The 25,002-nt window shown below is 32.0% G+C and carries 28 protein-coding genes; 14 read left to right on the top strand and 14 right to left on the bottom strand.

All coding sequences use genetic code 11. From position 1 onward, the window contains the following. Positions 1 to 19 precede the first annotated feature (19 nt). Complete coding sequence (gene fabD / locus AAGD42_RS05015) at positions 20 to 949, bottom strand: ACP S-malonyltransferase (protein WP_341752481.1); 930 nt, start codon at positions 947 to 949, stop codon at positions 20 to 22. 68 nt (positions 950 to 1,017) lie between these two features. On the opposite strand from fabD, the gene AAGD42_RS05010 reads away from it, so the two are divergent. The 6 genes from AAGD42_RS05010 (at position 1,018) to hpf (ending at position 6,424) form a co-directional block, all read left to right on the top strand. Further along, positions 1,018 to 2,940, top strand: a complete 1,923-nt coding sequence (locus tag AAGD42_RS05010; protein WP_410520964.1) for a lytic transglycosylase domain-containing protein — start codon at positions 1,018 to 1,020, stop codon at positions 2,938 to 2,940. A 152-nt stretch (positions 2,941 to 3,092) separates the two neighbouring features. Next, on the top strand, positions 3,093 to 3,467 hold the full coding sequence (locus AAGD42_RS05005) for a cupredoxin domain-containing protein (protein WP_341752479.1): 375 nt from the start codon (positions 3,093 to 3,095) through the stop codon (positions 3,465 to 3,467). Positions 3,468 to 3,484: 17 nt separating this feature from the next. Beyond that, positions 3,485 to 4,300, top strand: a complete 816-nt coding sequence (locus AAGD42_RS05000; protein WP_341752478.1) for an FTR1 family protein — start codon at positions 3,485 to 3,487, stop codon at positions 4,298 to 4,300. Between the two features lie 23 nt (positions 4,301 to 4,323). After that, positions 4,324 to 4,872: a septation protein A gene (locus AAGD42_RS04995; RefSeq protein ID WP_341752477.1), complete on the top strand. Its 549-nt coding sequence runs from the start codon at positions 4,324 to 4,326 to the stop codon at positions 4,870 to 4,872. Positions 4,873 to 5,158: 286 nt separating this feature from the next. Then, positions 5,159 to 5,533: a hypothetical protein gene (locus AAGD42_RS04990; protein WP_341752476.1), complete on the top strand. Its 375-nt coding sequence runs from the start codon at positions 5,159 to 5,161 to the stop codon at positions 5,531 to 5,533. Positions 5,534 to 5,848: 315 nt separating this feature from the next. Next, positions 5,849 to 6,424, top strand: a complete 576-nt coding sequence (gene hpf, locus AAGD42_RS04985; protein ID WP_341752475.1) for a ribosome hibernation-promoting factor, HPF/YfiA family — start codon at positions 5,849 to 5,851, stop codon at positions 6,422 to 6,424. A 331-nt stretch (positions 6,425 to 6,755) separates the two neighbouring features. Here hpf and AAGD42_RS04980 read toward each other — a convergent pair whose 3' ends face one another. Genes AAGD42_RS04980 through AAGD42_RS04970 form a run of 3 tightly spaced genes read right to left on the bottom strand, consistent with a single transcriptional unit; the run spans position 6,756 to position 7,577 of the window. Then, on the bottom strand, positions 6,756 to 6,923 hold the full coding sequence (locus AAGD42_RS04980) for a hypothetical protein (RefSeq protein WP_341752474.1): 168 nt from the start codon (positions 6,921 to 6,923) through the stop codon (positions 6,756 to 6,758). Between the two features lie 4 nt (positions 6,924 to 6,927). Next, positions 6,928 to 7,326, bottom strand: coding sequence for a PIN domain-containing protein (locus AAGD42_RS04975; RefSeq protein WP_094649822.1), 399 nt, complete (start codon positions 7,324 to 7,326; stop codon positions 6,928 to 6,930). Continuing rightward, positions 7,323 to 7,577, bottom strand: coding sequence for an AbrB/MazE/SpoVT family DNA-binding domain-containing protein (locus AAGD42_RS04970; protein ID WP_094649821.1), 255 nt, complete (start codon positions 7,575 to 7,577; stop codon positions 7,323 to 7,325). Before AAGD42_RS04970 ends, AAGD42_RS04975 begins: the two co-directional genes overlap by 4 nt. A gap of 601 nt (positions 7,578 to 8,178) precedes the next feature. Here AAGD42_RS04970 and AAGD42_RS04965 point away from each other — a divergent pair. Both AAGD42_RS04965 and htpG read left to right on the top strand, forming a co-directional pair. After that, positions 8,179 to 8,505: a DUF167 family protein gene (locus AAGD42_RS04965; RefSeq protein WP_341752473.1), complete on the top strand. Its 327-nt coding sequence runs from the start codon at positions 8,179 to 8,181 to the stop codon at positions 8,503 to 8,505. 17 nt (positions 8,506 to 8,522) lie between these two features. After that, entirely contained in the window at positions 8,523 to 10,382 is a 1,860-nt protein-coding gene (htpG, locus tag AAGD42_RS04960; protein ID WP_341752472.1) for a molecular chaperone HtpG, read from the top strand. 243 nt (positions 10,383 to 10,625) lie between these two features. On the opposite strand, the gene AAGD42_RS04955 is transcribed toward htpG, so the two are convergent. The 5 genes from AAGD42_RS04955 to AAGD42_RS04935 form a co-directional block, all read right to left on the bottom strand. Then, the gene (locus tag AAGD42_RS04955; protein WP_341752471.1) at positions 10,626 to 11,129 is read right to left on the bottom strand and encodes a CarD family transcriptional regulator; all 504 of its coding nucleotides are present in this window, start codon (positions 11,127 to 11,129) and stop codon (positions 10,626 to 10,628) included. Positions 11,130 to 11,440: 311 nt separating this feature from the next. Further along, positions 11,441 to 12,700 (bottom strand): beta-ketoacyl-ACP synthase II, encoded by a 1,260-nt coding sequence (gene fabF, locus AAGD42_RS04950; RefSeq protein WP_341752470.1) that lies wholly within the window; start codon positions 12,698 to 12,700, stop codon positions 11,441 to 11,443. Positions 12,701 to 12,709: 9 nt separating this feature from the next. Continuing rightward, entirely contained in the window at positions 12,710 to 12,955 is a 246-nt protein-coding gene (acpP, locus tag AAGD42_RS04945; protein WP_341752469.1) for an acyl carrier protein, read from the bottom strand. 622 nt (positions 12,956 to 13,577) lie between these two features. Next, on the bottom strand, positions 13,578 to 14,477 hold the full coding sequence (locus tag AAGD42_RS04940) for a TerC/Alx family metal homeostasis membrane protein (RefSeq protein ID WP_341752468.1): 900 nt from the start codon (positions 14,475 to 14,477) through the stop codon (positions 13,578 to 13,580). A 111-nt stretch (positions 14,478 to 14,588) separates the two neighbouring features. After that, positions 14,589 to 15,161 (bottom strand): YqgE/AlgH family protein, encoded by a 573-nt coding sequence (locus AAGD42_RS04935; RefSeq protein WP_341750354.1) that lies wholly within the window; start codon positions 15,159 to 15,161, stop codon positions 14,589 to 14,591. 165 nt (positions 15,162 to 15,326) lie between these two features. Between AAGD42_RS04935 and AAGD42_RS04930 the strand changes: the two genes are divergently transcribed. After that, on the top strand, positions 15,327 to 16,019 hold the full coding sequence (locus AAGD42_RS04930; RefSeq protein WP_341750355.1) for a CvpA family protein: 693 nt from the start codon (positions 15,327 to 15,329) through the stop codon (positions 16,017 to 16,019). A 227-nt stretch (positions 16,020 to 16,246) separates the two neighbouring features. Beyond that, positions 16,247 to 17,107, top strand: coding sequence for a UDP-3-O-acyl-N-acetylglucosamine deacetylase (gene lpxC, locus AAGD42_RS04925; RefSeq protein ID WP_341752467.1), 861 nt, complete (start codon positions 16,247 to 16,249; stop codon positions 17,105 to 17,107). Between the two features lie 28 nt (positions 17,108 to 17,135). Here lpxC and rnpA read toward each other — a convergent pair whose 3' ends face one another. Then, positions 17,136 to 17,549: a ribonuclease P protein component gene (gene rnpA, locus AAGD42_RS04920; RefSeq protein ID WP_341752466.1), complete on the bottom strand. Its 414-nt coding sequence runs from the start codon at positions 17,547 to 17,549 to the stop codon at positions 17,136 to 17,138. A 3-nt stretch (positions 17,550 to 17,552) separates the two neighbouring features. Continuing rightward, positions 17,553 to 17,687 (bottom strand): 50S ribosomal protein L34, encoded by a 135-nt coding sequence (gene rpmH, locus AAGD42_RS04915; RefSeq protein WP_094648876.1) that lies wholly within the window; start codon positions 17,685 to 17,687, stop codon positions 17,553 to 17,555. A 159-nt stretch (positions 17,688 to 17,846) separates the two neighbouring features. Between rpmH and AAGD42_RS04910 the strand changes: the two genes are divergently transcribed. Both AAGD42_RS04910 and AAGD42_RS04905 read left to right on the top strand, forming a co-directional pair. Then, a complete protein-coding gene (locus AAGD42_RS04910) occupies positions 17,847 to 18,386 on the top strand; it encodes a demethoxyubiquinone hydroxylase family protein (protein WP_341752465.1) in 540 nt (179 codons plus the stop codon). Continuing rightward, complete coding sequence (locus tag AAGD42_RS04905) at positions 18,386 to 19,132, top strand: BPL-N domain-containing protein (protein WP_341752464.1); 747 nt, start codon at positions 18,386 to 18,388, stop codon at positions 19,130 to 19,132. Before AAGD42_RS04910 ends, AAGD42_RS04905 begins: the two co-directional genes overlap by 1 nt. 422 nt (positions 19,133 to 19,554) lie before the next feature. Here AAGD42_RS04905 and AAGD42_RS04900 read toward each other — a convergent pair whose 3' ends face one another. Together AAGD42_RS04900 and AAGD42_RS04895 are read right to left on the bottom strand one after the other, a co-directional pair. Next, entirely contained in the window at positions 19,555 to 20,274 is a 720-nt protein-coding gene (locus AAGD42_RS04900) for a phosphoribosylaminoimidazolesuccinocarboxamide synthase (protein ID WP_341752463.1), read from the bottom strand. A 13-nt stretch (positions 20,275 to 20,287) separates the two neighbouring features. Beyond that, positions 20,288 to 20,929: an exopolysaccharide biosynthesis protein gene (locus AAGD42_RS04895; protein WP_341749887.1), complete on the bottom strand. Its 642-nt coding sequence runs from the start codon at positions 20,927 to 20,929 to the stop codon at positions 20,288 to 20,290. A 346-nt stretch (positions 20,930 to 21,275) separates the two neighbouring features. Here AAGD42_RS04895 and def point away from each other — a divergent pair, with 346 nt between their 5' ends. Then, a complete protein-coding gene (def, locus tag AAGD42_RS04890; protein ID WP_341749888.1) occupies positions 21,276 to 21,803 on the top strand; it encodes a peptide deformylase in 528 nt (175 codons plus the stop codon). Then, complete coding sequence (gene fmt, locus AAGD42_RS04885; RefSeq protein ID WP_341760719.1) at positions 21,800 to 22,726, top strand: methionyl-tRNA formyltransferase; 927 nt, start codon at positions 21,800 to 21,802, stop codon at positions 22,724 to 22,726. The genes def and fmt overlap by 4 nt, the downstream gene beginning before the upstream one ends. Before the next feature lie 88 nt (positions 22,727 to 22,814). On the opposite strand, the gene AAGD42_RS04880 is transcribed toward fmt, so the two are convergent. Beyond that, a complete protein-coding gene (locus AAGD42_RS04880) occupies positions 22,815 to 24,962 on the bottom strand; it encodes an autotransporter outer membrane beta-barrel domain-containing protein (protein WP_341752461.1) in 2,148 nt (715 codons plus the stop codon). Positions 24,963 to 25,002 lie beyond the last annotated feature (40 nt).

Here is a 25,002-nt window from a genome sequence, read left to right as displayed (position 1 = left end):
CTTCTAATCACTTTCCTAACTATACAATTTTAAGAAATTCTTCCAATTCTACTATAGTGCAAACATTAATCAAATTAAATTTATGGTCAGTTTTTTTCAGCATATTCGTCAAAACCTTACCTGCACCGATTTCAACTATTTGTTCTATTTCTAGATTTTCTAATTTATCTAAAGTTTGACGCCACCTTACTCTACCACAAATCTGTGAGATTAAATTTTTCTTTATCTCTATAGGATTAGTTGTTGGTTTGGCTGTAACGTTTTGTACCACCGGAACAAACGGTTTGTTAATTGTTATTTTATCTAAAGCTTGTGCCATTTTATCTTCTGCTGGCTTCATCAAACTACAATGAAAAGGACTACTTACATTTAATTTAATAGCTTTGTATCCTAAATCTTTTACAATAGACATTACCCGCTGCACTGCCATAATCTCACCGCTAATTACTATTTGCCCCTTTATATTATCGTTAGCTATATCAAAATTGGTAATTTCTTTCACAATCTCTTCCAGCTTTTCCAGAGGAATGCCTATACATGCTGCCATTAAACCTTCACCTAGCGGATAGGCTTCTTGCATGGACTTACTACGTACCGCTAGCAATTCGGTAGTTACTTGTAGATTTATACTTTCTGCTGCACATAATGCACTATATTCTCCTAAAGAATGACCAGCAACATATGAACACAGATTACTAATATTGCTATTTGTTTGTTGTTTAATAACATTCACTATTGCCATAGAGATGGTCATTAGTACCGGTTGGGCATTAATTGTTAAAGTCAAATCTTCACTTGATCCATTAAAGATAATATGACTTAATTTTCTGCCAAGAGTATCATCGACAATTTCAAAGGTCTCTCTTGCTACTTGAAAATTATCATAAAACTCTTTTCCCATACCAACTACTTGCGATCCTTGACCTGGAAAGACAAATGCTCTATTCATAATAACACCTTATAATAATTATAATTTACATACTGCCGATTATGAGAATTCAGACAATACTGTCAATGATTTTAATCATTCTAGAACTATTAACATCAGAGTCAATGGCATTGATCTATGATAAAGATACTTTTATTAAAAACACTTTTACCCATCTAGACAACAAAGAATGGCAAGATTGTGAAAAGATGGCAAAAGCTTCAAAAGATCAAGCTTTAATCAAAATTGTCATGTCTCAACAGTTCTTAGACCAAAATTATAAAAAGAATAATTTTGCATCGGTAATAAAATTCATACAAGATAATCCCCACTGGCCACATATCAACAAACTAAAGGAGAGAGCTGAACAATATCTAAATTACGATACAGACAAAACTTTAATCATAAACTGGTTTAATAAAAACGAACCAATCACGCCTTTAGGTCATAAGTTCTACGCTTTAGCTGCTAAACAATTAATAAAAGATCAACAGAAATTAGCAAAAATTATAAAAAATGGTTGGATTTATGGCGTCTTTACTGCTCCAGAAGAAAAACAATATTTAACTAATTTCAAAAATATATTACGTGAAGAAGAGCATGTGAAAAAAATTGATCAATATTTATGGGAAACCGATATTAATAGTGCCAAAAAATATATGCACTATGTAAGTAATGGCTATAAACAAAATTTCCTTGCCCAAATTTCTATACTAAACCAGTCCAGTGACAGTGAAAAACTTTTTCAAAAACTATCAGAAAAATATTATACTCCTGCTTTATTATTTCACTATTTGGATTCCAAAAAAAAAGATATCCCCACCAGCAAAAGTATTACTCTATTTAAAAAAGTTAAGCTAGATAACATACATTCTGCCCGTTGGGGTCGCCTACAATCCTATTACGCCAGAGAATTTATTGACCAAAAAGATTTTGCCAATAGCTATAAAACAATTACTATACCTCTTGCTGTAAGCCATGAATATATCAGAGAAGCAGAGTGGCTTAGTGGTTGGCTTGCTCTTAGATTCTTAGATAAGCCTGACCTTGCTTTAAGTCATTTTAATAAATTTATGAAACTTGCAACAAAGCCATTAAGTATATCAAGGGGACAATATTGGCTAGCTAGAACATATCAAGCAAAAGGGGATTTAAAACAAGCAAATAAATTTTATAATATGGCGGCTAAATATTCTGATCGTTTTTATGGGCAGTTGGCAAATATTGAGCTTAAAACGAATCACTTAATTCTACCACAAAAACCTAAGTCCATTAAGCCTAATTTGGAAAATAGTGAAATTATTAGAGCCATAAAACATTTAATTAAATATGGTAAGTATAGTTTAGCTTTTTTATATGCTGATACGGCTATTAGAAAATCATCAGAGCCATCTGAAATTTTATTAATTACTAAGCTAATTAGTAGCTATGATAATATTTTCCATATGGTAGAAATAGCAAGAATCGCTTGTCAATATCATGTTTTTATTAAAGATTATGCTTTCCCTATCACGCATATAAAGGCAGTAAAAACCTCTCCTGTAGAGAAAGCTTTAACATATAGTATTATCAGACATGAATCGGGTTTTAATCAATACACCATTAATGACGCTAAAGGTCATGGGCTAATGCAACTTGAAAAAGCTGCTGCCTGTGATACTGCAGAATCTCTTAATCATCAATGTAACATTAAAAAACTAACCACTGATCCTGAATATAATATTATGCTAGGTAGCAATTATTTAAAAACACTGTTACAACGATTTGATGGGTCATATATTCTAACTATCGCATCTTATAACGCTGGTCCTAATACCATATCAAAGTGGATTGATCTATTTGGTGATCCACGAAAGCTAAAAAATTTATGGCAAGTAATTGATTGGATTGAGCTAATACCATATCCTCACACTAGGAATTATGTGCAGCGTGTGTTGGAAAATATACAAGTTTATAGGACTATAATTAATAAAAATAATAATTTAAAATTAAAACAAGATCTTTTAACTTAGTGGTAATACAATTATATTGTATAATTTAGGAAGGATACTTATGAAATTATCAAAAAATAAGAAACAAAAAAACTATACTCTGCTATATATACTTGTGATTATGATTATATTAGTGTATTTTGTAACTTTAATAAAGCTTTCGAGTTAAAATTATGAAAAGAAAAGCTACCATTGGACTCTTTATAGGCGTTGTTCTATTATTAGGAATAATAATTTTTATAATTAATAATAAAGTTGAATCTGAAAATAATGTAGATAATACTATGTTAGAAATTGTAACAGTCATAAAAAACCATAGATTTGAGCCTGATGTTATTACAGTACCTAGTGGTAAGAAAATTCGTTTTATTATCCATAACCGAGATAATACTGTAGAGGAGTTTGAAAGTCATGATCTGCACCGCGAAAAGATCATTATGCCAAATGACTCTATAAATATAATACTTGCCCCTTTAGCTCCTGGTAAATATGATTTCTTCGGAGATTTTCACCAAGAGACGGCTCAAGGGGTTCTCATTATTAATTAAATTTATTTATGGTTTAAATGTTTAAAATAGCGTTAGTAGTATTTAGAGAATGTCTGGAAATAGCTTTGTTGCTTGGGGTAATACTTGCCGTAACAAAACAATTAGAAAAATCTAGAATTTATATAATTGCTGGAGTTATGCTTGGCACAGTATCTGCTGCATTATTCGCGTTCTTCACTCGCACTATATCCATATCATTTAGTGGTATGGGTGATGAGATATTCAATTCTGGAGTTATTTTACTAACAGTTGTGTTAATTGGTTGGACCATAGTATGGATGCAAGGTTATGGTATTAAGATAAAGCGACATCTTAATGATTTGTCTGTAAAGATTAGTAGCGGCGATAGTAGTTATATAATGCTAATATTGATTGTTGCAGCAACTATTCTTCGAGAAGGAATGGAAATTATTTTATTAGTTTACAGTATTTCCTCAGTTGAAGTAATTGACGCTAATAGTTATCTACTAGGGTTAATTATTGGTATGGTTAGCGGACTAACACTTGGTATTGTTATATATTTAGGTTTTATAAAATTAGCAAACCAACAATATATATTTCGTATATCTTCAATTTTACTAATGCTTATTGCCAGTGGCTTTGCAGCAGAAGCGGCTGGTATATTAACCTCTTCAGGAATTATTACTATTCTGCCCGACCAGCTTTGGGATAGCTCATGGCTAGTTTCTGATAACAGCATTTATGGTAAATTTCTAAATATGATTACTGGATATATTGCTAAGCCTAATGGCTTACAAGTCATTTTTTATATTTGTACTCTAGGATTAATTAATATCTTCATACAAATAAAAATCAGATGCACAAAAAACTAGTAACAGAGAAATAAACCTAATTTATGCTTAATTTTTTATCAGAAATTGCTCCGCTTATAGCGTTTTTTATTGGCTATTTTTATGGCGGTAGCATGCAAAGTGCAACGTTATATATACTTATTACTTCAATTATTTGCGTTAGTTTGTGTTATTTTATAGAAGGCAAAGTTTCAAGATCATTATTAATATCTTCTGGAGTGTTATTAGTCTCAGCTAGTATAGTTTTGATCAGTGGTAACTCTATGTATATCAAGATCAAGCCAACTATTCTATATTTAATTTTTGGTGGGACATTTTTTATCAGTGCAGTAAGAAATAAGGCATTTATGAAATATATGTTTAATCATTTTATTCAACTTGAAGATAAAAATTGGAATATTTTAAGCTATAGAACCGCAGCTTTCCTCTTGTTCATGGCAGTATTAAATGAAATAATATGGCGTAATTTTGCAGAATCTACATGGGTTATATTTAAAATATTTGGAGCAATACCTATGATGTTCGTTTTCCTATTGCTACAAATACCTTTTATCTTAAAGAACAAACTGCCAGATTCAACAGATGACACGTGAGTGTTTACGAAAAAAAAACCGTGAACGCTCACAATATATTTACTACTAAAGATTATAATTTTCCTACTATTTCAAACCATATCCGATAGAATCTCAGTACAACATCCCTTTATTTTTCGTTTCAATTATTCAAATCATTTTACCACATATATCTATAAATATTAAGATAGTTTAAAATATTTATAAATTTTTATCTCGAAACTATTAGTACAACCATAAAAATCATTATACTTCTTAGGTTCTGCATGCAGAACCTAATTAAAATCAATATAATGGTAATAAATTTATGGTAAATAAAGTAAATATATCTTCTAATGTTATTAAGTTCCCATCCCCATTTGAACGCCTTAAATCATACACTAATTCACCTGATGTCATGTTACGTAAAGCTATTATTACTCAGGCAATTATTGATGCAACCAATATATCAGAACTCCGTGCTGCAAAAAAGCTAGAACAAGAAGCAAAATCATGGATTTTTGGTGACGGCGAATCTTTTAAGACAACTTGTATGGAAGGTGATATTGAACCATCTTTTGTGGTAAGAGTAACCAAGGAAATTATAAGACTACATAGGAGTAAATCTAGTTTTAGGAAGCAATCACAACAAAATTCAGTAGATAGTAAAAATAAAAAACCATCATTTAAAACAAAACAATAGACATATTTTTTATCTATAAAATACTATAACAAATATGTTATAATTTAGGTAAAATTACGACTATGATCTCGCCTTTTAGTTGAATATCAACTAGCACAAATAGCTTAAAGTAAGTTCTAGGGCTTATATTTTAGCTAAAGCAATTATCAAGCCATTATAAAAATTCAAAATAATGGCTTGAAATTCATATGATTATACAGTAGTTGTATAGATAGTTGGGTATATACTCAAATGATTTGAGTATACTACGAGACTGCCTGCGATAACTAATTAATTATATTTTAGCTTAACTTGACTAAATTAAAAGGGGATTTTATGCAAATATCAGTATCAGGTCAACATATTTCTATTGGCAATTCTTTGCAAGACTATGTAAAAAGTCGTACTACGCAAGTAGCAGAAAAGTATTTTTCTACTATAGTGAGTGCAAACGTGCATTTCTCTAAACAAGGATTCCAACTGGTTTGTGACATTGTAATGAATGATGGCACAGGCAGGCATATTGTATTGAAAGGTAATGCTGCTTCAGATGACATATATTCAGCATTTGACACCACTCTTTCTCGCCTTGAAAAACAGCTTAGAAAGTACAAATCTAAACTCAAGGATCGTCATGATAGAATTAAAATATCCGAGGCAGCACCTAAAGCAGTCAAATATACTATAACGCCTCATGAACATGAAGACGAAGATAATGTACCAGCCTCTGATAATCCTGTAATTATCGCAGAAAAATCTGTAGAAATATTAACTTTATCAGTAAGTGAGGCCGTTATGAAAATGGATCTTGAAAACCTTCCTGCTTTAATGTTTCAAAATAGTAATACTAATCGTATTAATATAGTTTATTACCGTCGAGATGGCAATATATCTTGGATAGATTCAAAATAGACTAATTTAAATTTATTCAGTAAATTTAGACTGGGTAATTAAAAGTCGTGTGTGGTCAACGTCATTGCGATGGGGCGTGAGCAGACGAAGCAATTCTGTTTTTGATAAGAAGTTGATGACGTCGTCACTCCTGCTACCCAATTCTCTTGAATTGGCTATATCCGTCATTGCGAGGAAAACCATAGGTCGACGAAGCAATCCATAAAAGTAACCAAAAATGGATTGCTTCGACCATTACATGGTCTCGCAATGACGGAAAAGCTATCTAAAACCCTCTCCACCTTCTAACTTTCAACAATTGTGGCAGGGGTATCCAGTACGATTAGATTAGTCATAGATTAGCATCCCACCTTTCATCAATTGGGTTAAGTATATCACCTTTAATTTCAGCCTTTCCCTTTAACATTCCAAGTAAAGATAGTTTCGTTTTACAGTCAATTGATAAGAAGTTGGTGATTTCTTTAGAACCTAGGAAACCAATAAAATAAATAACCACCATAATATTATTCTTTTTTTAGTTGTTTATTTGCTAAATTGAGTAATTTTTGATCAAAAGAAAGAATGGGTAAATCTGTAGTAACTGCTTTAGCTAGAAGAATACAATCAACTATATGCAAATTATATTTTAAATAATAATCTAAAGCTAATAAAAAATAGTTCTTATCACTTTGAATTCCTTTATAAGTTAGCATCTCAGATAAGGTCAAAGTTATTTTATCCCTGGGAACTTTATAGAAAGAAGATAAGACAAATATTACCTCCGTAAATACTGTTTGTTCAATTATAAGAGTAATATGACCGGTTTTAGCTTGTTCAAATATTTCTTTGGTTTTACTAAACATTTCTGGATTATCGGCAATAAGATAACGAAGGATAAAGTTGCTATCACAAATATATTTCACTTCACTACCTTATTAGCTTCTTTAGAATAGGTATTATCAAGCCATGCTTGTTGTCTGATTTCATCAAATGAAGGTTCTGAATCTTTACGATAAATAGAAAGAGCTCCCCCAAGGTCACAGACAGGGGATAATATTAATTGATTATTATCATTAACCTCTAAGGTAACAATGTTAGATTTTAAAATATCTCTAACTTTCTTTGGTAAGACAATCTGCCCCTTAGAACTAATAGTAAACGTATTAATATACATTTGGATAATACCTAAATAGTTAATTTATATAATATTTTATTATAGTAAAATAAATTACTAAATACAAGTATTTTCATATAAAGTAAGATAGATTATAAGAGTACACAACTTGTGCAAAATTAATATTAAATTGTTTTCATATTAGATCAGTTAATTTCTTACTTATAGATTTAAGGATGTATTTAGTAATTATTACTATATAGTCAATTGATAAGAAGTTGATGATGTCGTCACTCCATCACTCCTAGACCCCAATTCTCTTGAATTGGCTATATCCGTCATTGCGAGGAAGACCTTAGGTCGACGAAGCAATCCATAAAAGTAACCAAAAATGGATTACTTCGACCATTACATGGTCTCGCAATGACGATATAGTTAATTCAGGAGAATTTGGGGCTAGGAACGATGGAGCGACGCCTATAAGTAATAGGAGAGCATTGAGCGACGACGCCCCCCAACTTCTCATCAATTGACTATAATGGTTTGTTGCAAAGCAGTTCCTCACTAATAAGCAGGAACTTTAGTAAAAATAATAAAAATATTTCTATAAAACACTTAGTGCACATTATAATTAGTATATACTCAAATCATTAGAGTAAACATGACCCCATTTTTTAACTATAACCCAGATAATAAGGTAGCCGTTCTTGCTCTTAAGGTTAAAGCTAATGCAAAGGCAGATAAGATAGGCGAGTTTATGATAATTAATGATAAACATTATCTAAAATTATTTATAAAGTCAGTTCCAGAGGATGGTAAGGCTAACCATTCTATTATCAATTTTCTATCTAAAAAATGGAAAATTAATAAAAATAATTTTGAGATAATATTAGGTTGTACTAATAGCTTAAAATTATTAGCAATAAAAAATATTGAATTAGACTATTTAAATTTGCATTTAAAACACTATATTAATAACATTAAATAGTATTATAGGACTTGACTATGACCCAAGAAAAAAAGAAGTTTGACGCTGAAGTTGGTAAGATTTTGAACTTAATGATCCATTCTCTTTATACTAATAAAGAGATTTTTATGCGTGAGTTAATATCGAATGCTTCTGATGCTTGTGATAAATTAAGGTATTTAGCACAAAGTGATGCCAAACTTATTGCAGATGATCCTACCTTTAAAATTACTGTGAGAATTGATAAAGATAAAAAGCAGATTGTTATTAGAGATAATGGTATTGGTATGAACCGAGAAGATTTGATCGATAATCTAGGAACTATTGCAAAATCTGGTACAGGAAATTTCTTAAACAACATGTCTGGAGATGCTAAAAAAGACAGTATGTTGATAGGGCAATTTGGCGTTGGGTTTTATTCAGCTTTTATGGTTGCTGATAATATTACTGTTACCTCAAGAAAAGCAGGAGAAGAGAAAGCTTATGTTTGGCAGTCAGATGGTCTTGGAGAATATATTGTAGATGATTTTGATCATGATTTCACTAGGGGAACTGAGGTGGTTATTCACGTTAAGCCAGAAGAAGACAGTTATATTGATCATTTTAGATTGAAGCATATAGTTAAAAGTTATTCTGATCATATAGCCATACCTATATATTTTATTGATGAATCAACTAATAATGAAATACAACTTAACTCAGCTTCAGCATTATGGACAAGACCTAAATCTGATTTGACTTTTGAACAATATAAAGAATTTTATAAAGCTTTGTCTTATTCGATGGATGATCCTTGGTTAACTATTCATAATAAAAATGAAGGTACGGTTGAATTTACTAATTTGTTATTTATTCCATCAACTAAGACTTTCGATTTATTTCACCCTGATCGTAAGAGGAGAGTGAAATTATACATCAAGAGAGTTTTTATTTCTGATGAGAATGTAGATTTAATACCTTCTTACCTAAGATTCCTAAGAGGGGTAGTAGATTCAGAGGATTTACCTCTTAATATTAGTCGTGAATCTTTGCAGCATAATAGTACTTTAGAGAAGATTAAGTCAGCAATAACCAAAAGAGTTTTAGGTGAACTCAAAAAGAAAAAAGATGAGTCTATAGAGGAATATAGCAACTTTTGGAGCAATTTTGGTGCTGCTTTAAAAGAAGGATTGTGTGAGGCAACTAGTGATCATGATAAATTGCTTGAGACCTGTATATTTAAAAGTAGTCTTTTAAGTAAAATGATTAGCCTTGACGATTATATTAGTAACTTTAAAGAAGGACAGAATACTATATATTATCTTAGCGGCGATGATTCAGCAAAATTACTTTCTAGCCCTCAAATAGAAGGATTCTTAAGTAAAAATATAGATGTACTTCTGTTTACTGATACGGTTGATGATTTTTGGGTTAATGTTAATAGTAGCTATAAGGGTTATGCAATTAAATCAGTTACTAGGAGTGATATTGATTTAGAAAAATCTGAGCAAAAAACTGAAGAAACAAAAGAAGACAAGGATGAGTACACTAAATTAACAGAATATTTTAAAGAAATATTAGGTAAATTAGTAAAAGATGTAAGGATTTCTAAAAAACTTACTCTAAGCCCTGCTTGTCTGGTAGTTGGTGATGGAGCGATGGATATTCGTATGGAAAGATTCTTAATTGAGCAAAAACAGTTAATGGCATCATCGGCTAAAATACTTGAGTTAAATCCTAAGCATAAAATTATTGAGAAAATTAACGCTGGTATAATCTCAAATAGTAAAGACTATGCTAACGAGGAGTTGGTAAAATTAATGTATGATCAAGCATGTATTCTAGAAGGTGAGCCAGTCAATGATACTGGTGAATTTGCCAAAAGACTCAATGATATTGTACAAAAAGCTATCTTATAAGCTGAGCTTGGAAATCAATGCTAACAAGAAGTGAGCATTTACGGAAAAAAAGTTAAAGTACAAAACGTCATGGCTCAGAGCCGCTTTACGGCGACGCGGCAATCCAAAAAATGATTAGAAATGGATTGCTTCGCCGGCTTACGCCTTCTGGCAATGACGCTTGTGGCGAGCAGATTTTTTATTTATCATAAGAAAATAGCAAAAAAACCGTGAACGCTCACGAAGTGACTACATATTCTCGATTTATGCAGCAAGTTTATCTTTCAATACTTCAATTAATTTATTAATTGCCTCATCAGGATTTATATTCTCAAGAATTGCAAGTTCCCCAGCGAGCCTATTTAATGCTGATTCATAAATAGTTCTTTCACTATAAGATCTATCACTATCAACATTCTTGTAGAGATCTCGTACCACTTCCGCTACAGCTACTATATTACCAGAATTTATTTTACTTTCATATTCTTGTGCTCTTCTACTCCACATCCTATTACCTTGCTTAGCTTTACCCTGAAGTGTTGAGTATATTATAGTCAGGTCAGTTTTGCTAACAAGTTTTCTGAGACCCGAAATAGTCGCTCTATTTACAGGTACTTTTAGAATCATTTTGTCTTGGGGAAACGATATTACATAAACCCTAATATCAGTACCAGCTATGAGTTGCTGTTCTACATTTACTATTTCTCCAACTCCATGGGATGGATATACAATTCTTTCTCCTACTTTAAATTCAGATGACATTGACATGCTTACTCCTTTCCATTATAAAAACTTAAATTATAGTCAACTAATTTGAATTTGCCTAAGAAAGTTGTTCCTCACCCTAAATGTTCTGTCAATAGAACCTAGGAATCAAATCCAACTGAATTAACCATTAGTTCTTTTGCAAACTCACTATACTAAAGATGATAACATAACTGTAGAGTATAACATATTTTGGAAGAATAACAAAGTGTAAGTTGTAAAATTAAGGTACCCCTCTTTAAAACTTTCTTCAGAATAACCTATAAGCTTTATGATTATACTCTTTTGTAAAATATTATAGCTAATTCGGTTAGCTATATTTTCTTAACTATTAAACTTGCATTAGTTCCACCAAAGCCAAATGAGTTAGAAAGTACGTAATTAATTTTTGCCTTTCTAGCTTCTAAAGGAACTAAGTCTATTTTTACTTCTGGTATCGGTTTATGTAAATTTAGAGTTGGCGGAGCAATTTGATCCTGTATGGCAAGAATTGAGTATATTAACTCTACGCTACCAGTTGCTCCGAGCAAATGACCGATAGATGATTTCGTTGACGACATAAGAACCTTCGGGTTGACATCCAAAAATAATCTTTGGACAGCTAGTAACTCAATAGTATCACCAACCTGTGTAGAAGTCCCGTGGGCATTGATATAATCAATAATACTTGCATCAATTTTTGCATCTTTAAGAGCATTAAACATAGCTTTATAAGCACCTCTTCCATCAGGGTGAGGAGAAGTCATATGATAAGCATCTCCAGTAGAACCATATCCAACAATTTCAGCATAAATCTTAGCATTTCTACTAATAGCATGCTCATATTCTTCCAGTACTACAACTCCAGCCCCTTCCCCCATTATAAAGCCATCACGTTCTTGATCCCAAGGTCTTGATGCAATTTCAGGTGTAGAATTATATTTAGTAGATAACGCCCTTGCAGCAACGAATCCCGCCACTCCAACCGGAGTAACCGGGGCTTCGGCTCCGCCAGCAATCATAACGTCCACATTACCATATTGAATCATCCGCATAGCATCTCCTATGGCATGAGCCCCAGTGGAGCAGGCTGTTGCTACTGCTTGATTTGGTCCAGTAAATCCGTATTTAGTGGAAACATGACCTGAAAGAAGATTAATTAATGAGGCGGGGATAAAAAATGGGCTAACTTTGCCATTATTTTCTTTATGAAACTTTACTGACGTCTCTTCTATCATCTTAAGTCCACCGATTCCTGAACCAAGTATTAAACCTGTTCTATCTCCTGATAATTCATCTTGTACTTGCCAACCACTATCCTCGATTGCTTCAGTAGCTGCTGCAATACCATATTGGATAAATAAATCCATCTTATGTACATTACGAGGGTCAATAGATTTTTCCGGATTAAAGCCGCTATCAGTTGAATGATCCACAATACCAGCTATTTTACAAGCAAGGTTAGAAGTATCAAATCCGGTAATTGCCTTAATACCGCTACGCCCCTCTATGATACCATTCCAAGAGGGTTTCACCCCAACTCCCAGTGGGGTAACTAGTCCAATACCAGTTATAACGACTCTTCTAGTTGACATAATTATAACTTATGAATTATTATTTTTTTTTATATATTGCACCACATCAGAGACAGTTAAAATTTTACTAGCCTCTTCATCTGGTATATCACATTTATACTTTGCTTCTATTGCCATCATTAATTCAACTATATCTAAACTATCTGACTTAAGATCCTCAACAAATCTAGATTCAGGAGTAATTAAATCCTTCTTTACTTTTAATGTGTTAGCAACTATTTCAATAACATCTTGTTCGATAATATTTTCATCCATAATTAGAACCTCATAACATAAATTAAATTTAGTAAAACATTCAAACTCTAGCCACTTATAACAACTGTGTATATACTCAAATGATTTGGAGAATTGGATTTGAAAATGAGGGGCGAGCATACGCAGCGTACATGAGGTACGTGAGTATGCGAGTCCCTCATTTTTAAAAAACCATTCTTCAAATCATTTGAGTATAGAATAAACATAATTTCATACATAAGTAAGTTTCGAGTAGATCGATACAACAATTTCAAACTTCTAGCATAAAAATATATTTTATGCCAGCGGAAAATAAACAAGACGATAGCATTGTTTATAAATCTTCACATTTAAAGATATCTATCACCTAACCTGTGAGTGTTAACGGTTTTTTGCTATTTTCTTATGATAAATAAAAAATCTGCTCGCCAAACGTCATTGCAAAAAGGCATAGCCAACGAAGCAATTTTTAATCATTTTTTGGATTGCCGCGTCGCCGCAAAGCGGCTCCTCGCAATGACATCTTGCACTTTAACTTTTTTCCGTGAACACTCACCATAACCTAATCTTTTTAATTTTATGCTTTACAATAATAAGAAACCATAGTTGTTTCTTATTATATAATTGTTAACTTATTACATTATTATATACGCCTTTTCTTAATAATAGAAATAATAATGCCAAACGACAAAAGAATAATTGTCATAGCCAGTGTAGTGTAAGATGGAATATCAATAACATGTTCAGCGAATATTTTTATACCAATAAATATTAATATTAATGCTAGCGAATATTTTATATAACTAAATTGCTTAACAACATTAGCTAAGCACAAGAATAAGGCACGTAAACCTAATATGGCAAAAATATTAGAAGTATAAATTATATAAGGATCCTTAGTGATAGCAAATATTGCTGGTATACTATCAATGGCAAACACAATATCCATGACTTCTATCATTATTAATGATGCAAGAAGAGGGGTAATACTGATACCTTTGCTGGTTTTAATAAAAAATTTGTAACCAGAAATTTTTGGAGTAAGACTAAAGTATTTTTGTAGAATTCTATAAATAGAAGATTCTTGCACTTTTAAATTTTTATTTGATAGATAAAAAGTTTTTATACCTGTAATTATAAGGATAATCGCAAAAACATATAATAACCAAGAAAATTTTGAGATAACAATGACCCCTAAATATATAATTATACCTCTAGAAACTATAACCCCTAGAATCCCCAAAAATAATATTCGGTGTTGATAGATCAAAGGAATAGAAAAAAACTGGAAAATCATTAAAATAATAAAAATATTATCCAATGACATGGCTTTTTCTATAAAAAAACAAGTATAATATTCCCGGGCTTTTTCTCCTCCCATATCAAAGAAAATAAAAATACCAAAGAGGCATGCTATAATTAAGTAAAAAAGACTAAAATAAATAGTTTGGCGAAAGGTTAATACCTTATTTTCTTTGTTGGCAAAACCAAGATCATAGATTAGCAAACCTGCAATCACTATACAAAAAATAATCCACGTCAAATTCTCCTCCTATAAACCACTATAATAACTTGAAGAATTGGTTTTTTAATATGATTTGGTGTTAGGCTCTTATATCTTGAAAATGTGATATAAGAGCCTAGTTTACAAAAACTAAGCATTACCCATTCGTGAAGTAAAGTGAGATTCTTTGATACCAAGATTTTGCAAAGCATTGTGCCACTTATGTTCTGGATGACCAGAAAAAATAAACTCTCTATCACAATCTGTTATTATCCACAAATTATCCTTAATCTCTGCTTCAAGTTGCCCTGCTTTCCAAGAAGTGTAACCAATAATAAATAAACTATTTTTAGGACCATGACCAGAAGCAATATCATGAGGGATTTGGGGATTAGAGCTAACTGCTAAATGATTCTGAAACTTCAATAGTAAATTCTCGTTATAATCATCAGAATGCAGGAAGAATCCACGTTCATGCTCAACTGGCCCTCCCAAATATATAGGCATCATAATATTATTATCTAGCCGATCATCAGCTATTTTAAAGAACGATTTTATTTCTATATGATTCACTAAATTATTAAAAATTAAGCCCATCGCTCCTTCTGCTGTATGAGACAGCATATAAACAAGTGACTTATTAAATATACCATCAAGCATGTAAGGAGTAGCTATCAAAACCTTACCAGATAGATTATCAAAAATTTTATTATTTTCATTCATAATGTTTATTGTATTGTTAAATTTATTTAGTCTATAATTATATTAATACACTAGCTTTTAGATACATATAGTGTTAAATTACGCCTATTCAATAAAAATTTGAAATATGATAATAAATATATCCTACACTTATTCTAAACCTAAAGTAATTTTTAGAAAAGTCTAATGTTTACTTGGTTTGATATAACAATACTGGCAATTATTACCGCCTCATCAATGCTCGGAGCCTATGGGGGACTAATAAAACTTACTATTAGGTTACTCGGCTTTATATTTTCAGTTCTTTTTGCCTATTACTTATCTCTATACATTGCTGAAATTATTACTCGATATTTTATTAACCATATTGCATTGATAATTACCTCTGGAGTTATTTCATATATTATATCTTTGATCCTATGCTCTTTCTTAACCCATCAATTTCTTTTGATAATTTCCTTTATAAGTGGTGGAATCATTGACAAATCTCTAGGTCTAGCCGTCGGCATGCTTAGAGGTATGATTATTTGTTTGTTCATATTCCTAGTCCTAATAATTTTCTTTTCTGGTAGTTATTTACAAGCAAAAACCCTAAAAGACGTTATACAAAATACTAATATTGATAAATATCCAAAATGGCTTAAAGAATCCGCAACTACTCCCTATCTAGATAATTTAAGTAAAAATCTTATAAAGACTCTACCACAAAATAGTTTGGAATCCATTAAATTACCCATAAAATCAGAGATTGTTGATACTACAAATGTGTTAAAAGAATCACAATCTACAGAATCTCCCAATAAAATAGAAAAACTTCCTGAAGATCTTAGACAAGAACTTGATGAAGTGCTATCAAAAAAAGTAAATAATTATGACTAAACTACCGTTATATTCTGGTTAAACTATGCGTCATTGCACATAGGCGTCAGCAATTGTTAAAAAGCGTGCAATAATGATCCACTAAATGGGTTAATGTGCGTTCAACATTATTGCACGCTTTTTAACAAGTGTATATTGATGTAATATTTTGTAACATAATGTCACTTGCATATAAGTGGTTAAAATACTAAAATCAATTTAATTTTTAAAATTAGTAAAATTGACCAATGCAAGTATCAATACTAAACCCTGTAAGTTGTTATGGGGTAGGCGTTCATTCCGGTAACATTACTCAGTTGACTTTAAGACCAGCTGTAGAAAATACTGGCATTGTTTTTGTCAGGACTGATGTGCGGCAAGAAATAAATTTTATTCAAGCTAGTTGTTTGAATGTCTCAGAGACTTCTTTCTCTACTACCATAAAAAATGAACATAATATTTCCGTTTCAACTATAGAGCATTTAATGGCAGCTCTTTGGGGATGTGGAATTGATAATTTAATAATTGAAATCGATGGTTCTGAAGTACCAATAATGGATGGTAGCAGTAAAGCTTTTGTTTTTATGATAGAATGTGCTGGGCGACAATTACAAAATGCTCCAAAAAAATACCTAAAAATCTTAAAAGAAATTAGGGCAATTCACAAAGATTGCGAGTTAGTGTGTAGCCCTGCTCATAGTATGACAGTTGATATGACAATAGATTTTGCTAGTAAAGCTATTGGCAAGCAAAATTTACTCTTCTCAGAAAATGAATCTTTTAAAAATAATATTGCTGATGCTAGAACTTTTGGATTTATCCATGAACTTGAATATTTAAAAAGCAAAGGGCTGGCACGTGGGGCATCTCTCGATAACGCTATAGGTATAGATCAAGATATTATAATAAATCACGATGGGCTTAGATATACTGATGAATTCGTGCGGCATAAACTTCTTGATCTATTCGGAGATTTATATACTACAGGAGGGTATCTAATAGCTAACATCACTGGTTATAAAACCAGCCATGCTCTGAACAATCAATTTTTACGACAAGTATTTAGTGATCCTACTGCCTATCAATGGGTTAGTAATAGAGAAATTTAGGTTAGTAGTGTGAACACTCACGAGTCTATTATGCCTTTGAAAATATCCTGTATAATTCGCTTAGTAAAGTTGCAAACTCAATTTGATCAAAACCTTTCTTAGAAATAATTATTATTGCCCAGCTATTGGGTTTAATTTGTGTTTCTTTACTTAGAAGCCTAACTAAATGCCTGATACGCCTCTTAATTTTATTGCGAATAACAGCGTTTCCTAATTTTCTTCCGGCTTTTATGCCAAAAAGCAATAAAACTTCACCAGATTTCTTACATAGCCGTGTTTGATTGGTAGTCTTGCCACCAGCATTATTCCTTGCATTTAATTTTGCAAGAAGCTTAGTAAAATCTTTTGCTATTACTGTGATAAAATAAGGACTATAGAACTTTTTGCCTAACTTATTAACTAGGTCAAATTCTTTTTGATTTTTTAGAGATAAAATAAGCACTGCCTATGCTGATAACTTCTTTCTGCCTTTTGCCCGACGCTTCCTTAAAATCTCTCTACCACCAACAGTTGCCATTCTTGCCTTAAACCCATGCCTTCTTTTTCTTACTAAATTGCTAGGTTGAAATGTGCGTTTCATAAATTCATATCCAATACAAAGGAACAGATTTACTTATACAATAATGACACTAAACTGTCAATAAAATATAAATTTATCTTTTAAGGAACTGATAGATTGCTGTATTATATTTCTTGATAGAATAAATTTTAATAACATTATTTAAATGAACTAGGGCGTATGGCAAGACCCGACTTTACCAATTCAAGAAATATCATCAAAGAAATTATTAGAGTTGATCGCGCCGGAGAATACGGTGCAAAACGAATTTATGAGGGACAATTAAATTATTGTAGAAACCATCAAACCTATCCTACAATAAAACATATGATGCAGCAAGAAGAAGTGCATTTAAGCTACTTTACTAACTTGTTATTACAAGGTAATGTTAGACCAACGATCTTAATGCCATTTTGGCATATTATTGGTTATGTACTTGGTAGTGGATCAATATTAATAGGAACAAAAACTGCCATGCTACTAACCCAAAGTGTAGAAGAAGTGATTGAACAACATTATCAGAAGCAAATAGACTATCTCGAAGAATATAATTTAGAAAAAGAATTGTTAGATAGTATAAAGCAATTTCAGTCTGATGAAACGGAGCATAAAGATATAGCTCTAGTGCAAGGTAGTAATGAAGTAGTATTTGCCCCCCTAATTAATAAAATTATCAAGTTAATGTGTAATATAGCTATTAGTTTGAGTAAAAAAATTTAATGATACCATCAATCAGAATCTATAATGGGCTAGGTACATCGAAGGAAAGCTTGTATCATACCTTTAATAGTTTTGTTCATTATGTTTCAACAAAATATCATATAAGTTATATTTCTGCAGAAGAAATTATAAGAGGAGATTGGATTGATAATACTAGTTTACTTATTATTCCAGGAGGAAAAGATAGATGCTATGCGGAACATCTTAACGGCAAAGGCAATAAGCATATACAAAACTATTTAATGCAAGGTGGTAGTTTTCTCGGAACATGTGCAGGAGCATATTATAGTGGTACTTACCTAGAATTTGCTAAATCTTCCCCCATAGAAGTAGTAAGCACTCGAGAACTTGCCATATATCAGGGGGGTGTCATAGGTCCAGCCTTATGTAAGTATTACTATAATTCAAATAAAGGAGCAAGAGCCGCTAGGATAATCTTAAATACTCCTAATCTTCCTGAAGATTCTATGGTTTTTTATAATGGAGGAGGCTATTTTTTAGATGCCCAAAATGTAGCTAATACAAAAATTATTGCTAATTATGAAGATTGTAAGGCAGCTATTATAATGTGTAAACTCGGTAGGGGCAGGGCTATTTTAAGTGGAGTGCATTTTGAGTACGATCCTTATCTAATGCGACATTCTAAATTACTCAATCCTATTATAGGTTCATTAATTAAACATAATAAGTCAAGAATTATGTTAGTTAAACATATTTTAAATATGTTGTTTATTAAAACAGAATAAGTGCGTTCTAATGGTGAGCTTTCACAGTTGTTAAAAAGCGTGCAATAATGACCCAGTAAATGGGTTAATGTGCGTTCAATTTTGCCCCACCCTAAAAGTGGAAAATCGTAGCCTTATTAACCCATTATTTTCAACCTATACTTCTATTATTCAATTTAAATAATAGGAGTATTAAATCAGAGTGTTAATAATGGAAAATAAAAGAATTGCCATGCGTTTTGACAAGCTTGATTCCACCTTCCTCAGCTTTATCGCATTGGCTCTTGCTAAATTATTTAAATTATTTTGTTAACAGTGCCATTAGATTTAATCTTATAACTGGAATTTATAATTTTGAGCTCATATGATTAGTTTCGAAAGAAGTCTATTGACAATTTACATTTAGTAGAGGGAACTAATACTAATTATCTTTGAATATAGGATTAGCTATAAGTTTTATCTTTTAATAATTCAGCTATTGCCTGATAAGATTTAATAGCTTTTTCTGGATCAGTGGCAATCATTTCTGCTCCAAGCTTCTCATTATTACTCATATTCCATAAACGACAATTATCAGGGCTGATTTCATCTGCCAACATTACCATAAATTCTTCACCATTGAACACTCTACCAAATTCTAGTCTGCATTCAACAAGTCTTATTCCAATACCTGCAAATAATCCACTTAAAAAATCATGTATTCTGATGGCCTGATGTTTCACTGCATCAATTTCTTGCTTATTTAACCAACCAAAATTCAGTATTTGATGCTCATTAATTATAGGATGCTTTAATTCTCTGCTTCTAACTCTAAAATCGATAATTGGGTGATCGAATACATATCCTTCTTCCATAGAGAACTCTTTTACAAACCTGCCACATGCTACTGTAGAAATCGATATTTGAATGGGGAAAATATCCACAGATTGTATTAATTGTTCACGCATATTCATTTTTTCAATTAGGTGGTTTTCTATCCCAACCATATCAAGCTTACTCATTATAAAGGATGAAATATTATTATTCAGTACCCCTTTACCTGAAATATCAAAAATTTCACCATTTTCTAAAGTAATTTTGTCAGTAAAGGACATAATAAAAGCAAAATCTTCTTGTGACTGATAAAGAACTTTACTTGATCCTTGATATAATTTTTGTTTCATTGGAAGAATAACGTTAGAAAAATAGATTAAATAAATATTTTATGCTAATCCAGCTAGCCGTAATTGCTATAACAGCTATAATGAGACCAACTATAGAAACCATAAACCCAAGAAATATAGTTAATCCATCTCGATTTAAAAGACCTAATGCCATTATAGTAATACCAAATGCAGGTATAGCATTAGTTAGAGGTAAAGGTATTGATATGGCAATAGCACAAATTAGCGATACTAAACCAATAAATTGTTCGCAATATATAGAGGTTGCAAAACTAAATCTTGGTCGTATATATTTTTCCACCAATTTAATTTTTGGCACAATCTTGTTACTTATATTAATAAGTATATCATTGCTAATTTGATAGTTATTAATTTTGGATGGTAAAGAAACTTGTCTCAAGCCAAGCAACATCTGCATCGATAAAACGATCAAGGGAATCCCTACTATAGTAGTAAAACCCGGAGGATACGGCAGGGGAATTGCAATTGGTATGGCAAAAAAAAGCATCGTTAGTAGAAGACCATTTTCATGAAAGTCAGTTAACAATTCACTGATTTTAGTCTTTCCTTTTTTTTCTTTTTGTCCTAATTTACAAAAAATACTAGATACTTTAGCTCTATCTAGTTGTTTATTTTTTGCAGTAATATTAAACATATCCACTTAAGTTTTTTGTAAGTTATACTATAATTTTAGATTATTAGGAAATAATTAATAATCAAGAAATAATCCCATCAATGGTTTTCCTAAATTCTGAGAAGCTATAGCTGAAATGTAACACAATTGGAATAGATTTAGCAAAGAATATTTTTTATAATTGTCAAGCTTTGCAGAGATGCAAAAAATGATAAAATATGCTATTCTAAAGAAAGAGGCAGTGATATAGTCAATTGATGAGAAATTGGTGACGTCGTCGCTCAATGCTCACCTATTACTTATAGGCATCACTCCTGCTACCCAATTCTCGTGAATTGACTATAACTAATTATGTGGTTTAAAAATTATGTCTGTGTTACCTATTGTGACTGCTCCGGATTCAAGATTAAAACAAAAATCTTTGCCCGTAGGTACAGTCAATGATACTATAAGAAAGTTGATGGATGATATGGTTGAAACCATGTATCATGATCATGGGGTAGGGCTTGCAGCAATTCAGATCGGAATAGTTAAGCGTATATTAGTGGTTGATTTACAGAAGAATGACGACACAGAAAGAACTGTAGATTTTTATCCGTTATTTATCGTAGATCCAGAAATAATAGACAAATCTAAAGAATTAGTTGTAGCAGTAGAAGGATGTTTGTCTTTACCGGAGCAACAGATTGAGGTAGCAAGGTCTGAGTCTATAAGTATAAGGTTCTTAGACTATAACAATATACAGCAAGAATTAAAAGCTGATGGTTGGCTTGCTAGGGTTATTCAACATGAGATGGATCATTTAGATGGTAGGTTGTTAGTTGATTATTTAAGTAATATAAAAAAGGATATAGCGTTACGTAAATTAAAAAAGCTAAAAAATAATAATTTATGAAAGTAATTTTTATGGGTACGCCAGAATTTGCTGTACCCACTCTTAGGGAGTTAATTAACAGCAACAACCACCCGGTGGTTGGCGTATTTACTCAAGCTGCAAAATCTAAAGGAAGAGGGCTAAATGAGGTAGCATCGCCTGTACATCTCTTAGCATCAAAATATAATATTCCAACTTATACCCCTAAAACTTTGAGGACAGAAGAAGTAACCCATTTAATTAATTCAATTGAGGCGGATATAATAGTGGTAGTTGCTTATGGGTTTTTAATACCGCAAGTTATCCTGCAAGCTAAAAAATATGGATGTCTTAATATTCATCCGTCAAGTTTACCACGTCATAGGGGGGCAGCTCCACTACAACGTACTATTATAGAAGGTGATTTAGAAACTTCTGTATGTATAATGCAGATGGATGAAGGGCTGGATACTGGTGATATTATATTGCAGCATTCATTGTCACTTTCTCCTAGAATAACTTTACCAATTTTGCATGACCAATGTGCAAAAATAGGAGCAGATTTATTGATTAAAACCTTAGATAATATTGATAATTTACCAAAAATTATCCAGGATAAGAATGGGGTAACTTATGCTCATAAACTTAAGAAAGAAGAAGGGAAGATAGATTGGTGTGAGACTGCCTACAAAATAGATTGTAAAATTCGAGGTATGAATCCTTGGCCTGGTGTATATTTTGAATATAGAGGTAAAGTTATAAAGATTCTGGAAGCGTATTATAACGATTTGGATATTAATTTGCCACCTGGTACCGTAGTTAATAATAACAGTGTTTTGGAGGTAGCTTGTGGTAAAGGTACTTTGATCATCCAGAAATTACAGCAAGAAGGAAGAAAAATCTTAAACGCAGAAGAATTTATGCGTGGTTTACAAAGCCCTATAACTAGACTACCTTGCTATTAAATATCTGAGGGGCAACCTTCATATAATCAAAAGTGAATTCTTTTAAAAAACGGTAAATTCTTATATGCACCCCCTTCTGTTACTAATCTTAGAACAATAATTTTAATTTTAGCGAACCTTGATGGTGGGAATATTTATTATTAAAAACTAAATATTCATATGCTGCCATAATTTCTGCTAGTTGACATTTTATAGTAATAGTTCCGCCAATTTTATACTGGTATTTAGCCGCCTCTTCAAGTAATAATACTTCCTCCCTATTGTTAGATCGATCTGACTCTATCTGCATATGCAGATTCTTTTGTTTGTTACGCAAAAACTTTTCGACTTCCATATATAGCCCAGGAACCATCTGGCTAGTATTATTAACATTCATTGGCATAATTACTCCAAACCCTATAAGCCCAGAAGTTCTTCTGCCATTACTAGCTGCAACTAATAGGCTTTGTGTTTTAAAACTTGCATTATATCTAGCAATATTATATCCTCCATATTTAAACCCAATATATGGGACAATTGATACTCTGCTAATCCCTGAATTATAAGCAATTATTGCTTTGCTACTATAGGAAGTATCAGCAAATTTAGCTTTAACTAGCTGATTATACGCTGATAATTTTGTAGAAACATTACCCAAAGCAAGAGAAAGAAAACCCTGTAATATTACTTTTTCCGACAAATTAGTTTGACCATATATCGACATTACATGGGTATGTACAACAATTTTGTTAATACGATTCTTATATTTAAAATTGGAGAGAACATAGTTATAAGCTCCCCCAATAATACTACCACTTGGCAACTCTATATCCTCGCCAATAGTTACCGCACTAATTTTGCCAGTATACCCATTTAACATGCTTTTACCATTATACTTAGCTTTCCCAATCGTGCCACTAATCCACAAATTTTTAGGAACAATATTAACGTCATCGCCAGAGCTAAGGACGGTAAGATTGTTTAAATACCTTAAATTGGTTAATCTTAAATCAATAGTTGAATTTGTAAATTCATAAGACAATATAACTATTTCATTTACCGCTAAGGCAATATTTCTTATTATTTCTTTTTGTAATAGTACTATGTCATCGGTGTTAGTTGTTGTAATCACAGCTGCTTCTGGTTGTGGAGATGCAGCTTCTCCTTCTGAAGTATCTTTTACTTTTGGAGTAGCTTTTACTTCTGGAGTGGCTTCTCCTTCTGGAGTAGCTTCTCTTTCTGGAGTAGCCTCTCCTTCTGGAGTAGCTTCTCCTTCTGGAGTAGCTTTTACTTTTGGAGTAGCTTCTACTTCTGAAGTAGCTTTTACTTCTGGAGTAGCTTTTACTTCTGGAGTAGCTTTTACTTCTGGAGTGGCTTCTACTTCTGAAGTGGCTTCTCCTTCTGGAGTAGCTTTTACTTTTGGAGTAGCTTCTACTTCTGAAGTAGCTTTTACTTCTGGAGTAGCTTTTACTTCTGGAGTGGCTTCTACTTCTGAAGTGGCTTCTACTTCTGAAGTGGCAGCTTTTTCTGGAACGATTGGCTCTTCTTGAACTACTCCTTCCACTGGAGGTGACATCGTATTAACATTCGGATGGCTATGAATTGGTATTACAGATTCAGTATCTTGGCTAATCACTGACTCGCTCGGGGTATTGGCAGAATCTAATGATGTGAACAAATTATCAGAATTATCATTAATCTCAACAAAAGAATCTGTGTCATGACCACTAGAACCTATTAACGAACTATTATCAGAATTATCATTAATCTCAACAAGAGAATCTGTGTCATAATCTAAGTTTATTACCTTATAATTGTCATGAATAGTTAAGTTTACTTCCTTATAAATATGGGGGACATCATTCCTTTCAACAAGAGAATCTGTGTTTTGATCACTTGAGTCTGTTCCGCAATTATCACAGGAGTCTCTTAATAAATTATTTGGAGATACATTTACGGTTGCTGATGCAGGTGGCGTATTAACAAATGGCTGTGATATTTGCTCTATAGGTTCAGTATCTTGACTAATCGACTTGCTTTTATCGTAATCTATTAATAGTATAGAACCACCAGGAATGAGCATTCTAGGGTTTTCTTCAAAATTTTTAAGCACACTTTTAAAAGCATTTGATAAATATTCATGTGGAGGTTTAGCTAATACTACAGAAACATAGAGTATATTAACATAAAAACAACTCAATATAAGACATTTAATTACCTTCTTTATTCCTGTAAAAGTTTTATCTAATATTGACATATTGATATTACTTCCAATTCATTACGTTCAGTTAGTGAAT

This window comes from Candidatus Tisiphia endosymbiont of Dioctria linearis (assembly GCF_964026545.1).
In the GTDB taxonomy this organism is placed as follows: Bacteria; Pseudomonadota; Alphaproteobacteria; order Rickettsiales; family Rickettsiaceae; genus Tisiphia.
Note: the sequence above shows the minus strand (reverse complement) of the source record. Positions and strands in the feature narration are given on the sequence as shown.

Excerpts from the sequence above, each read along its gene's own strand:
- fabD (WP_341752481.1), bottom strand. The coding sequence starts at position 949 with ATGAATAGAGCATTTGTCTTTCCAGGTCAAGGATCGCAAGTAGTTGGT.
- AAGD42_RS05005 (WP_341752479.1), top strand. The coding sequence starts at position 3,093 with ATGAAAAGAAAAGCTACCATTGGACTCTTTATAGGCGTTGTTCTATTA.
- AAGD42_RS05000 (WP_341752478.1), top strand. The coding sequence starts at position 3,485 with ATGTTTAAAATAGCGTTAGTAGTATTTAGAGAATGTCTGGAAATAGCT.
- AAGD42_RS04995 (WP_341752477.1), top strand. The coding sequence starts at position 4,324 with ATGCTTAATTTTTTATCAGAAATTGCTCCGCTTATAGCGTTTTTTATT.
- AAGD42_RS04990 (WP_341752476.1), top strand. The coding sequence starts at position 5,159 with ATGGTAAATAAAGTAAATATATCTTCTAATGTTATTAAGTTCCCATCC.
- hpf (WP_341752475.1), top strand. The coding sequence starts at position 5,849 with ATGCAAATATCAGTATCAGGTCAACATATTTCTATTGGCAATTCTTTG.
- AAGD42_RS04980 (WP_341752474.1), bottom strand. The coding sequence starts at position 6,923 with ATGGTGGTTATTTATTTTATTGGTTTCCTAGGTTCTAAAGAAATCACC.
- AAGD42_RS04970 (WP_094649821.1), bottom strand. The coding sequence starts at position 7,577 with ATGTATATTAATACGTTTACTATTAGTTCTAAGGGGCAGATTGTCTTA.
- AAGD42_RS04965 (WP_341752473.1), top strand. The coding sequence starts at position 8,179 with ATGACCCCATTTTTTAACTATAACCCAGATAATAAGGTAGCCGTTCTT.
- htpG (WP_341752472.1), top strand. The coding sequence starts at position 8,523 with ATGACCCAAGAAAAAAAGAAGTTTGACGCTGAAGTTGGTAAGATTTTG.
- AAGD42_RS04955 (WP_341752471.1), bottom strand. The coding sequence starts at position 11,129 with ATGTCAATGTCATCTGAATTTAAAGTAGGAGAAAGAATTGTATATCCA.
- fabF (WP_341752470.1), bottom strand. The coding sequence starts at position 12,700 with ATGTCAACTAGAAGAGTCGTTATAACTGGTATTGGACTAGTTACCCCA.
- acpP (WP_341752469.1), bottom strand. The coding sequence starts at position 12,955 with ATGGATGAAAATATTATCGAACAAGATGTTATTGAAATAGTTGCTAAC.
- AAGD42_RS04935 (WP_341750354.1), bottom strand. The coding sequence starts at position 15,161 with ATGAATGAAAATAATAAAATTTTTGATAATCTATCTGGTAAGGTTTTG.
- AAGD42_RS04930 (WP_341750355.1), top strand. The coding sequence starts at position 15,327 with ATGTTTACTTGGTTTGATATAACAATACTGGCAATTATTACCGCCTCA.
- lpxC (WP_341752467.1), top strand. The coding sequence starts at position 16,247 with ATGCAAGTATCAATACTAAACCCTGTAAGTTGTTATGGGGTAGGCGTT.
- rpmH (WP_094648876.1), bottom strand. The coding sequence starts at position 17,687 with ATGAAACGCACATTTCAACCTAGCAATTTAGTAAGAAAAAGAAGGCAT.
- AAGD42_RS04910 (WP_341752465.1), top strand. The coding sequence starts at position 17,847 with ATGGCAAGACCCGACTTTACCAATTCAAGAAATATCATCAAAGAAATT.
- AAGD42_RS04905 (WP_341752464.1), top strand. The coding sequence starts at position 18,386 with ATGATACCATCAATCAGAATCTATAATGGGCTAGGTACATCGAAGGAA.
- AAGD42_RS04900 (WP_341752463.1), bottom strand. The coding sequence starts at position 20,274 with ATGAAACAAAAATTATATCAAGGATCAAGTAAAGTTCTTTATCAGTCA.
- AAGD42_RS04895 (WP_341749887.1), bottom strand. The coding sequence starts at position 20,929 with ATGTTTAATATTACTGCAAAAAATAAACAACTAGATAGAGCTAAAGTA.
- def (WP_341749888.1), top strand. The coding sequence starts at position 21,276 with ATGTCTGTGTTACCTATTGTGACTGCTCCGGATTCAAGATTAAAACAA.
- fmt (WP_341760719.1), top strand. The coding sequence starts at position 21,800 with ATGAAAGTAATTTTTATGGGTACGCCAGAATTTGCTGTACCCACTCTT.
- AAGD42_RS04880 (WP_341752461.1), bottom strand. The coding sequence starts at position 24,962 with ATGTCAATATTAGATAAAACTTTTACAGGAATAAAGAAGGTAATTAAA.